9 protein-coding genes and 3 pseudogenes are annotated in these 10,712 nt (G+C 53.6%); 7 read left to right on the top strand and 5 right to left on the bottom strand.

Annotated features, from left to right (window positions below; genetic code table 11):
* Positions 1–188: pseudogene (locus YA0848_RS34420) on the bottom strand (IS5/IS1182 family transposase); the annotation flags it as partial.
* Between the two features lie 359 nt (positions 189–547).
* On the opposite strand from YA0848_RS34420, the gene YA0848_RS34415 reads away from it, so the two are divergent.
* From YA0848_RS34415 to YA0848_RS34390, 6 genes and pseudogenes are all read left to right on the top strand, one after another.
* Positions 548–985 (top strand): LexA family protein, encoded by a 438-nt coding sequence (locus YA0848_RS34415; protein WP_023109136.1) that lies wholly within the window; start codon positions 548–550, stop codon positions 983–985.
* A pseudogene (locus YA0848_RS36550) lies at positions 978–1,091 on the top strand (Y-family DNA polymerase); the annotation flags it as partial. The gene YA0848_RS34415 and the pseudogene YA0848_RS36550, both read left to right, overlap by 8 nt.
* 119 nt (positions 1,092–1,210) lie before the next feature.
* Positions 1,211–2,368 (top strand): tyrosine-type recombinase/integrase, encoded by a 1,158-nt coding sequence (locus YA0848_RS34405; protein ID WP_028692960.1) that lies wholly within the window; start codon positions 1,211–1,213, stop codon positions 2,366–2,368.
* 10 nt (positions 2,369–2,378) lie between these two features.
* Positions 2,379–3,986, top strand: a complete 1,608-nt coding sequence (locus tag YA0848_RS34400; RefSeq protein WP_032904191.1) for a hypothetical protein — start codon at positions 2,379–2,381, stop codon at positions 3,984–3,986.
* Positions 3,987–4,084: 98 nt separating this feature from the next.
* On the top strand, positions 4,085–5,824 hold the full coding sequence (locus tag YA0848_RS34395; RefSeq protein WP_223271185.1) for a tyrosine-type recombinase/integrase: 1,740 nt from the start codon (positions 4,085–4,087) through the stop codon (positions 5,822–5,824).
* Positions 5,817–6,233: a TetR family transcriptional regulator gene (locus YA0848_RS34390; protein ID WP_079384160.1), complete on the top strand. Its 417-nt coding sequence runs from the start codon at positions 5,817–5,819 to the stop codon at positions 6,231–6,233. Before YA0848_RS34395 ends, YA0848_RS34390 begins: the two co-directional genes overlap by 8 nt.
* A gap of 89 nt (positions 6,234–6,322) precedes the next feature.
* Here YA0848_RS34390 and YA0848_RS34385 read toward each other — a convergent pair whose 3' ends face one another.
* The 4 genes from YA0848_RS34385 to YA0848_RS34370 are packed head-to-tail and all read right to left on the bottom strand — an operon-like array spanning position 6,323 to position 10,043.
* Positions 6,323–7,285, bottom strand: a complete 963-nt coding sequence (locus YA0848_RS34385; RefSeq protein ID WP_198712258.1) for an SdiA-regulated domain-containing protein — start codon at positions 7,283–7,285, stop codon at positions 6,323–6,325.
* Between the two features lie 45 nt (positions 7,286–7,330).
* Positions 7,331–7,684: a TraR/DksA family transcriptional regulator gene (locus YA0848_RS34380; protein ID WP_028692953.1), complete on the bottom strand. Its 354-nt coding sequence runs from the start codon at positions 7,682–7,684 to the stop codon at positions 7,331–7,333.
* A gap of 5 nt (positions 7,685–7,689) precedes the next feature.
* Entirely contained in the window at positions 7,690–8,541 is an 852-nt protein-coding gene (locus tag YA0848_RS34375) for a universal stress protein (protein WP_028692952.1), read from the bottom strand.
* 14 nt (positions 8,542–8,555) lie between these two features.
* Positions 8,556–10,043 (bottom strand): SulP family inorganic anion transporter, encoded by a 1,488-nt coding sequence (locus YA0848_RS34370; RefSeq protein ID WP_028692951.1) that lies wholly within the window; start codon positions 10,041–10,043, stop codon positions 8,556–8,558.
* A 448-nt stretch (positions 10,044–10,491) separates the two neighbouring features.
* Between YA0848_RS34370 and YA0848_RS34365 the strand changes: the two are divergent.
* A pseudogene (locus tag YA0848_RS34365) lies at positions 10,492–10,712 on the top strand (Y-family DNA polymerase); the annotation flags it as partial.

Below are 10,712 nucleotides of genomic sequence, written 5' to 3'. Positions count from 1 at the left end.
GCGGGATGGTAAGCAGGTCTGCCGGTTTCGGCTGGAATGACGCCATCAAAACCTAGCTTGGCCAAGTCGAGTTCATCGACGAAAACGTCAACCACCCGAACCGGATTGGTATCGCTGACGTAGTCGTCGAGGCTTTCGGGAAGTAAGGTGCTTTGACCTCGGTGTTCACCCTGGATAAACCGTTTCATGGGCATCCCTTGCGATGAGATTCTCGGAAATCATAGCAAGGGTTTACCGGGATGTTTTTACACACTCTGGGCCGCTTGCTGTCGTTCACGCGCAGTCACTGAGGCTAGCCCATCTTTGGCGTACCGGCGAAGCGAAAGCCTGCCGGAAGCTATTAGCGCTCGGTGCCCTGCTTCATCAACCCAACGCCGTGACGTCTCCCCCCCACCAGGGCAATGTTCGCGACCCAGCACATCAGCTAGGCAGCCAGGCTCCGTCACTGGAAGAAGCACCTTCACATGAAACATCCCGTCACGCACGATTGACGGCTCACCCACGCTTCGCAAATACTGTCTATACATCCAGTATCCAGGTATAGCCCGTGGACAGTATTTCGCTCCTCGGTCCCGTCGCGCCGTCGCCGACGGCCATCCCATTTTTTCTGCCAACCGTGCCCGCCGGGTTTCCCAGCCCTGCCCAGGATCACCTGGAGCAGCGGATATCGCTCGACGAGCTTTTCAAACTGCACCGCCCACAGATTTATCTCGCTCAGGTTTCCGGCCATAGCCTGACAGGGCTGGGCATTCTCGACGGGGACTTGGTGCTGATCGACAAGGCGTTGCAACCGCGCCGCGAGGACGTGGTGATCGCCTGCCTGAACGGCGACCCGTTGATCAAGATTTTCGACATCGAGCAGCAGCAGGTGGTGTTGCGCTCGGCCAACCCGGCCTACCCACCGCGTTATGTACTTGAGGGCGAGGAACTGCACATTTGGGGCGTCTACATCGGCCTGTGCCGACAGGGACGAAATTGTGGCTGAGCAGGTTATCGCGCTGATTGACTGCAACAGCTTCTACTGCAGTTGTGAGAGGGTTTTTCGCCCCGACCTGATCCGCACGCCTATCGTGGTGCTGTCGAACAACGATCTGAGGGGTGGGAATCGTTAGTAAATCCTGTAGAGTCCGCGCCACCTTCTGAACCCCTCTGGAACAGCAGTTTCCAGGCTTCATAAGGCAATCCATTGGAAGTGTTTTAGGGCAGCGGCATGAGGCTGGTATTCGCAACAAAAGACCTAGCATTAGCAGGTCGATCCTTTGAAGGCTTTCCGTTGCTGATTGGGTCAGAGGGATGGCCAGTCGAGCCAGCTCAATCCTTCCTTTGGCACACGCTTATCGAGTCAGGTGAGGCCCTAAGCGATTTGACTTGGGAAGCCTATGGACGGCGTCTGTACGATTACTTTGCCTTCCTGGAAGCCAATGGATTGGGCTGGGACGAGGAAAGCCCGGCTCACGGTCTGAGTGCTCTGTCGAGGTACAGGGATTGGTCGAGCGGAGAATTAGCACTTGATCCCGGCACGGTGAACAATCGTCTGGCCTTGATCGTGAGGTTCTACCGATGGGCTAAGCAGCGCAACCTGATAACTGTGCTGCCCTTCGGTGAGAAAAGGGTAAGAGTTGCCCAACATTCCGGTCTTCTCAGTCATATCGCTCTGCCCGGAGCCGAGAGCACGAAAGTTTCGGTGATGGTTCGCGACCGAAAGCGCTTGACCAAATTCCTGACCAAGGATCAAGTCAAGGTATGCCTTGCCCTGGATACCGATCCAAGCCACCAGATATTGTTCCACCTCATGGTGCGTACCGGCCTTCGCTCCTGTGAAGCGAGGTCTTTTCCTCTCAAATATGTGTTCAACCCCAGGTTGAAGAAGGGACTGCGCCCAAGGCAAATGATCAGTGTTGCTCTTGATCCTTCAGACATGCATATCAAGTACGACCGGCCTAGAACTATCGACGTGCCATGGTCGTTGATGGAGAGCATGTGGTCTTACTCCCTTCACCAACGAGAGGTTCGTAAGTCCAATGGTGATGGACGTGTTACCGCGCTGCTGCTGACTAATGAAGGCAGGCATTATTCAAAAGATTCCGTAGTGGACGTTATGAAGTCCTATGAAAGAAAGTGCGGTTTCTATGTTCGGGCCCACATGCTACGCCACACCTATGGGACTTATACCTTGCTTGCTCTTCGAAAAAGCAAAGAGTTTGAAGGTGAGCCATTGTTGTATGTCCGAGATAGGCTGGGGCATTCAGATGTGCAAACAACTATGATCTATTTGCATCTCATAAACCAGCTTGAAGCCCAATCCGTCCTTGCTCACGAGGACGAAATTGACATGATGTTTATGACTGATTCGGTTTCGCGTATTTGAGGTAGCACCATTGGCTCGGCAAAAAAGCTACAAGGCGGTTATGCGGTCGGTTACAAAAGGATTCGAGGCTGTCGAAGATGATATCAAGATTGACCTGCCGAGAAACCCGAGAAACCACAGGCAACTCGATCATACGAAATATTTAGGCTTGGGCTTCGACGCTTGGGCAATTCAAAGTCTTCACGTTATCAAAGCTTTGCTACAAGGAGGAAACTTCTCAGTGACGACCTTGATTGGTTACTCTACGAACGGGCTGAGATTTTTTATAAATTTCTTGAGTGGAGGTTCGGTCAAGTCGCCACCTGCAACGCCAAACAGTCTTACCAAAAGCCACTTGGATCGATACGTCTCTTGGCTGAGGCTAAAATACCCTAACGGCTCGACAGCCAAGAATTACTATACTAGCTTCAAGTCGTTAGTTGTTGTTTTGGCTGAATATGGATTTATTGAAGTTAATCTTGACGATCTTTTGCCCCTCAATCCATTTCCTAATAATTCGCAGAGCACTAAAGATGCAGATCCGCTCACCTTGGGTGAAATGCAAAGGCTGATTGGCGCTTTGAAGTCAGATCTTATTGCCATCCATAAGGGTACATTCCTTGGAAATGGCGCGGAGGCGATGGCTGTATTGCTACTAATTACTGCGGCAAGGTCTGGAATCAATACTACGCCGCTCTTGGAGATGAAAAGGGATGCCCTACAGCCTCACCCATTTATTCCTAATCTCAGGTTGATTACTACCGTCAAACGTCGAGGTAAAGGCGCACAGAGCAAAACAATCCGTCAGACTAATCTGCTAGATGAGTACAGTGCTATTCCCCTGGATGGGGTGGCAGTCCTCAATAAGGCGCTGGAGATTTCTAAGCCACTCGTAGCACTGGCACCTGATGAAATATCTTCATGTGTGTGGTTATATCGCTCGGGCCAGCCTGGCCGCTCGAACGACATCGTTACCCTTACACCCGGTGCTTTATATGTCACGGCAAAAAGCATTTGTGAGCGTCATGCGCTTCAGGATGATCAAGGCAATCGGCTAAATGTCACGCTTAGTCGGCTGCGAAAGACTATGGAAAGCCGTTTGTGGAAACTGAGCGGTGGCGACATTATAGAAGTTTCCTCCGTTATGGGTCATACCCCTGGTGTCGCCGATAATCACTATTTGAAAATCAACGATGAGATCAAGGTCGACGGGGCGACATTTGTTGGGGAGGCTTTTCCGGACAAACTACGTGGCATAAACGTTATACCAACCCCACCAGGCGGCTGCAAAGATAGCCTTTACGGTAGTCTGGCACCAAAGGATGGCGTCAATCATTGTTCTGAATTCATCCACTGCCTCGGTTGCCCTAGCTATGCAATTGTAGGCACCTTGGAGGACTTATACCGGCTGTTCAGCTACCAACAATTCTTGTATGCAGAAGTCGAATACTTTCTCACGGACGAGTGGGGCGCATGGCGCAAGCGTCAGTTTGACTATATTCGATTGATAGATGATTTCACCCAGAAGTTTGATCTTGCATTGGTTTCGCAAGCAAGGGCTCAGGCTGAGTCATCTCCGCACTTGTTCTGGGCTAAAAAAATCGAGTTCATGAAGAAAAAATTGGGCGGCGAAATTTGAGCATAAGAACCACGAATGCGGTGTTAAAGGCATATGATGTCCTCATCGCACAGCCAGTTTCAGCGAATGGTCTAAGTCCCGCAGAGCGGGATGCAATCGTGATCAGCGCTATCGTTAATGAAGATGGAGAAACCTTCGTTCTTAGCAGGTTTGGCGATGCACAGTGGGATCTTCGCCCGTTTTTTGATCAGGCCAATATTGCTCATTCTTATAAATTCATCAACTGGGATATGGGCATGCCTCGGGCGCTTATTGATGACTGCAAAGCTGTTGCTTATGCTTGGTTTAAAAGAGGAATGCCTAGATCCAAACCTCCTATCGCACGGGGCATTACTACTTTCGCCGTCGTCAGCGTGATGCCTTTTGTTCGCTGGTTAAACAATCTAGGAGTTTCAAGCTTTGCAGATGTCCGTCCGATCCATGTCAGCAATTACGTTCATCATTGCAAATATGAATTGAAGTTAAGGCCTCTCCCGCTGTATGGGCGATTACGGGTTATTGATTTTCTTTGGGTGTTTTCTGTCGACACGATGTTTCCCATTCAGAGTTATCCTTGGGGTAATTCGACATTGTGGCGGATTTGTGGGGTCGCGAATGTAAAAGGGTTGGGTGCTGCCACTAAAAACGTCGGGCGAACAGATATCATTCCTCATGATGAACAATCTAGGATTTTCAACTATTGCGAAAGCATTGTCCGGGAGATGAAGGCCGAATTGGCAGTCAATGGTATTGGATATCATCCTAGTGATGAACGGATGGCAATTCGTTGCAGAGATGCTGTTCTGTATATAGTTTCAATCACTAGCGGCATGCGCAATGACGAGGCAATTGGAATTGAGGTTGGCGCTTGGCGCAAAGAGTTAAGAAATGGAATTAATTTTTGCTGGGTGACCACAGTCGAGCACAAGACAGGTAAAGGCCAAGTCGAATATCTTGTGCCAGAACTAACGATTGAAGCTTTAAGTCTTTTGGCAAAATATTCAGCACCCATCAGAAAAGAGCTGGATGAAGAGATTAGACAGCTTGCAAGCAATCGGGATTTTTCGTATTCAACTGAACATCTCCTTAGGCTCGAAAAAGCCCGAAAAGACGCGAATAAACTATTTTTGGGACGAAACACACAAGGAGGGAAAGTTCAGGAAAGCCATCATGTTGAGGCTCTCAGCGGGCAAGCATCCAATGCTGCGTTTGACCGTATAGCTAAAGCCGCTGGAAGCGATTGGCCGTTGAGGACGCATCAATGCAGGCGAACATATGCAAGATGCTTTGTAGAATCCCGTATGGGCCGCACTTCATTGATCTACCTCAAATGGCAGTTCAAACACAGCAGCATGAGTATGACCCAACTCTATGCATCCAATCCGCAGCAAGACCTGACTCTCTTTGATGAGATCTTCCAGCAGATGACAGAGTTTAAAATTGACCTGATCGAATCATGGCTCGATGATCAGCCACTGGCAGGGGGCGCTGGCGAAAAGATTGTGGAATTGCGGGCAATTCCAATCAAGGATAGAGCTGCTTTGCTTGCCCAGACCGCCCCACATGCCAACATTCGTGCGACTGGACACGGCTGGTGCATCGCCACAGAGCGGGGCTGCGGAGGTGCTGGTCTATACGAAGCCACACGGTGTCCAGGGTGCAAAAATTCGGTGATCGATGAAGTCTTCGCCAGCACTTGGCAGGACATCTACATTCAACAGCGAGAGCTGATAAAAATTGAGGATGCAGGCCCGGCTGTTAGGCAGCGCGCAGAACGCGACTTGCAGGTTGCACTAGATGTAATTACCAGCCTTGGCCTTTCTCCAGTTGAGGAAATGGAGGAGGCGGCAAATGACTAGACAGGCGGTGGGCCCTGACTCTCCTATTCGCTCCAGGTCGAAGACACTCGCCGCGCTCAACAAGGTCGTCGACGATCTCATTGCTGGTGACGGAAAGCTTTCCATCACATCCGTTGCCCGTGCCGCAGGTGTGACTCCGGGACTCATCCATAACACTTACCCAAGCATAGCGGAAAGGATTCGCAACATCGTTGGCAAGTCGGTGCGAGCCCAGCGAGACTCTAAGCATCAAGCGTTGATGAGCGAGAAAGAAAAGAACAGGGTGCTCCGTGCAGAGAATGATCAGCTTTTAGCGGAGGTAGCTCGGCTGGCTTCGGTTAACCAGCGACTAATATTCGAGATGATTCAGCTGAAGGCGGTTGCCAACGGTAAGGTCACCGCACTCCCTCTGAAACCAGGGCCCAACTAGGCCCTGATGGGGAACCCGCAGAATTCGTAAAAATCGCACGCTAACAGTTCAAGCGTCCCGGCCACGCCTGACTGTAGCTTGTTGACTGGTCAGTCTGTCTCGCGGGTAAAGCGATAGAACAAGTTCGGCTCGCTGACCACGTACAAATACCCTTCATCGTCGATGGTTACGCCTTCGGCTTGGGGTATGCCTTTCAGCAAACCAGCAAACCCCCTCGCCAAGGAGCGGAAACTCACCACCTTGCCCTCATCGGTGATTTCAATCAGCAGTTTCGACTCGTCGCTGAGCAATATCAGGTGGCCACTCTGTTGATCGAAGACGACCGAAGACAAGTCAGTGGCAAATACCTTGTCCTTTACCAAGTTGGACAGGTCGCGCACGTGCAGGGAAAAACCTCCTGCCAGGCTGGCACGAAGGCCGCCCACTTCCAGCAATTGGCGAGGGTCACGCTCCTTGGTCACAAACAAGCGATCACCTTTCAGGTCGTAGGCGAGCCCTTCAAGGCCTTTGTTGTCCGCCTTGCCAAGTGCCAAGGTCAGAGCTGGATACTGGTCTCGGCTCAATGAGCGACCGGGAGAAAGCTTACTGCCTTCGGCGAGGGGGACATCCACGATAACAAGGCTCTGCCGGCGCTCCTCGGCGATTACCAGTTGGCCGTTGCCGGCATAGGACACCGCCTCCACATCGTGGAAACCGTCCAGGCTATAGCGCCTTTCCACGTCACCGTCACGACTGAGGGCCAATAGTTCGTTTGGGCCGTTGGTAACCGCCCATAGCAGGTTCAGGTCAGGGTCGAAGGTCAGGCCCGAAAGGTTGTTGTCCACACCGGGAACCGGCTTAGCATCGAGCTCAACCCGATAGTCAGGCAGCCACACAGAGCGCTCCTGCCAATCGTCGGTGTGCCAGTGGGTCTTGATCCAGAAGTACAACCGATCATCAAGGTGATGGGTGCGGACTTGGAATACGGTAAGCAATACAAAGCACAGCAGTGCCCACATCCAGGCACTTGTTTTCTGTGTTCGGCCCAACCAGTTTTTAGCCATCACATACATTAGAAGCCTCGTTAATTGGGACTGACGTCACGAGCTGTCATGGTTTCAATCCGACTCGGCGCGGCTCGCACAGGTGATGCACAACGGCGTGGCCGGATCGAATTCCAGGCGGCCCGAGGCGATCAACTCGCCGCATTGGTTACACCAGCCATACTCGCCCTCGTGCCAACGCTTGAGGGCCAGCTGGAGGCGGACGCGTTCATGCTGCGCCCGACTGCGGATGGCATCGTTCATCGCTTGCTGCTGGAGTGCGTCCATCCTCGACAGACGCCCTACCTTGCTTTGATCCAACTCCACCGATTGCGAGCGAGACTCAGCGTCTTCCAGCAACCGATCCAGCTCGGCAGCCCGCTGTTCCAGTAGGGTCTTGAAATGGGCAAGATCGAGGGCGTCGTCCATGGCCGTTAGCGCAGCAGCAACAGTGGGCCAGTGGTGGTGCGCAGCATGCTGGTCGTGGTGCTGCCGACCAGAAACTGACGGATGCGCGAATGACCGTAGGCCCCCATCACCAGCAGGTCGATGCCGTGCTCTTTCTGATAGGCGTGCAAGGTAGGCTCTATCTCGCCGTTCAGGGTCTCGGCGCGAACAGTGAATCCGACGTTGAGCAGCACTTTCTGCGCCCAGTCCAGCTGCGCGGACGATTCGTCGTTCACTGGCCCAACCATCACCAGGTGGATCGGCAGCCCCTTCAGCAGGGGGCTGGCCGCCAGCATCTCCACACCCTTGCGGGTAGTAGCGCTGCCATCGAAGGCCAGCATCGCGCTCTCGGGCTTTTGGAAGTTGGCCGGGGTGACCAGGATTGGCCGGTGCATGATACGAATCACGCTCTCCAGCTGGCTTCCGACATGCTGACTCAGACCGCCGCTAGACTCGCCTTGGCGACCGATGACCAATAGGCGCGTTTCGCTTTCCAGCTCTTGCAGGTTTTCCAGCAGATCGCCATGACGTTGCTTGGACTCCGGCGCGGTCACACCATCCGTCATGGCCCGCTCTTTCGCGGCCGTTAACATGATCCGCCCCTGCTCCAGGGCCAACTTACCGCGCTGTTCATCCAGGGAAGCAAGCTCATCGAGCAGATGCTCGCGGCTGCCAAGGCCGATATTGCCACTCAAGTCGGCCGCAACTGGGTACTGGCGCTGATCCAGCACATGCAAGAAGGTCAGCGGGGCTTCCAGGCTCAGACTGGCCCAGGCTGCGTAGTCGCACACAGCTGGAGCCGAGGTGGAACCGTCGATACAGGCAATTACTTGGGTCATCGTTGTTCTCCTTCTCAGTGGCCCATGAGTTGATCAATGGCGTCGGGTTTATCGTGAACTCCGAATCGATCCACGATAGTGGCGCTCGCTTCGTTGAGACCTAACACTTCAACTTCGGTGCCTTCGCGGCGGAACTTGATAACCACCTTGTCCAGGGCAGCAACTGCGGTGATATCCCAGAAGTGGGCGCGATTCAGGTCGATGGTTACCTTGTTCAGGGCTTCTTTGAAGTCGAAGGCCGCGACGAACTTGTCTGCCGAGCTGAAGAACACCTGGCCAGTGACGTTATAGCTACGATGCTCGCCGGATTCGTCCAGCGAAGAACTGATCGCCATGTAATGGCCAACCTTGTTGGCGAAGAACATCGCGGCCAGCAGCACGCCGGCCAACACGCCGAAGGCAAGGTTGTGGGTGGCCACCACGACCACAACGGTGACGACCATGACAATGTTGGTCGACAACGGGTGCTTCTTCAGGTTGCGCAGCGAATCCCAACTGAAGGTGCCGATGGACACCATGATCATCACTGCCACCAGCGCAGCCATCGGGATCTGCTTCAGCCAGTCGCCGAGGAACACCACCATCAGCAGCAGGAATACACCTGCGGCCAGGGAGGACAGACGAGAACGACCGCCGGATTTCACGTTGATGATCGACTGACCAATCATCGCGCAGCCGGCCATACCGCCGATCAGACCCGAAGCAATGTTGGCCACGCCCTGGCCCTTGCACTCGCGGTTCTTGTCGCTGGGGGTGTCGGTCAGGTCGTCGACAATAGTCGCGGTCATCATCGACTCCAGCAGACCGACCACGGCCAGCGCTGCCGAGTAAGGGAAGATGATGGCCAACGTCTCGAACGTCAGCGGCACGTCAGGCCAGAGAAAGATTGGCAGCGTATCCGGCAGTTCCCCCATATCACCGACCGTGCGGATATCCAGCCCAACCGACATGGCGACTGCGGTCAGCACGATGATGCACACCAGTGGCGATGGGATGAGCTTGCCGATCCTGGGGATATAGGGAAATAGGTAGATGATGCCGAGGCCTGCGGCTGTCATGGCGTAGACGTGCCAGGTGACATTGGTCAGCTCGGGCAGCTGAGCCATGAAAATCAGGATCGCCAGTGCATTGACGAAGCCGGTCACCACCGAGCGCGAAACGAAGCGCATCAGCGAGCCGAGCTTCAGGTAGCCAGCACCAATTTGCAACACGCCACACAGCAGCGTGGCGGCCAGCAGATATTCAAGACCATGGTTCTTGACCAGGGTCACCATCAGCAGTGCCATGGCCCCTGTCGCGGCTGAAATCATGCCTGGGCGGCCACCGACAAAGGCGATCACCACGGCGATACAGAATGAGGCGTAGAGACCAACTTTGGGGTCGACGCCCGCAATGATAGAGAAAGCGATGGCTTCAGGGATCAGCGCAAGTGCGACGACGATCCCCGCGAGCACGTCGCCACGGACGTTGGAAAACCACGTTTGTTTGAGTGTTTGTAGCATCAGAATATCCAAAGCAATGCACCGCACGCATGCCAGGAAAATGGCGAGCGCGTCGATACGAATTCAAATTGTGAGGATTATTTTGCTGTGCGCTTTGGGTGTAAGAACCGGGCATACAGCAGTACGCAGCCGCCAGCGAAACTGGCGGAGGCGAGGTTGTTGCGAGGGGGCGTAGCGCTAAGGCGGCGTAGGCTGCCAGTAGAGCGTTTGGAGTACAGTCATGCTGGTGTTCCTGTAGCTCAAGGGGTATGCGGAGCCAAAAGTATACAGTGAAGCTATCGTCGATTGCGATCCGCCGCCCTGCTTTGCGAAGCCACGTCTGAAATAGGCTTAGTCGAGGAGTATCGCCATCAGGAACGAAGGAAAATAATCAAAAAAATGTTAGGGAGTTAATTTGCTTATAAATCAATATCTTACACTCAACTAACTGTTAGGGTCATTCAGATATAACGACGGCTGCGTGGTCAGCCGCACTCCGGAAGCCAAGGGGCTCGGGATCAAGATGGGCGAGCCGTGGTTTCAGATTCGCCGGCGCTTTGAGGCAGCCGGGGGCGTGGCGTTTAGCTCCAACTATGCGCTGTACGGCGACATCAGCGAGCGCGTGATGACCGTCATTGAGGGCTTGGTGCCGCAACTGGAGGTCTATAGCATCGATAAGAATAAGTTGCA

Source organism: Pseudomonas sp. S4_EA_1b (genome assembly GCF_016307435.1).
Lineage (GTDB): Bacteria > Pseudomonadota > Gammaproteobacteria > Pseudomonadales > Pseudomonadaceae > Aquipseudomonas > Aquipseudomonas rhodesiae.
Note: the sequence above shows the minus strand (reverse complement) of the source record. Positions and strands in the feature narration are given on the sequence as shown.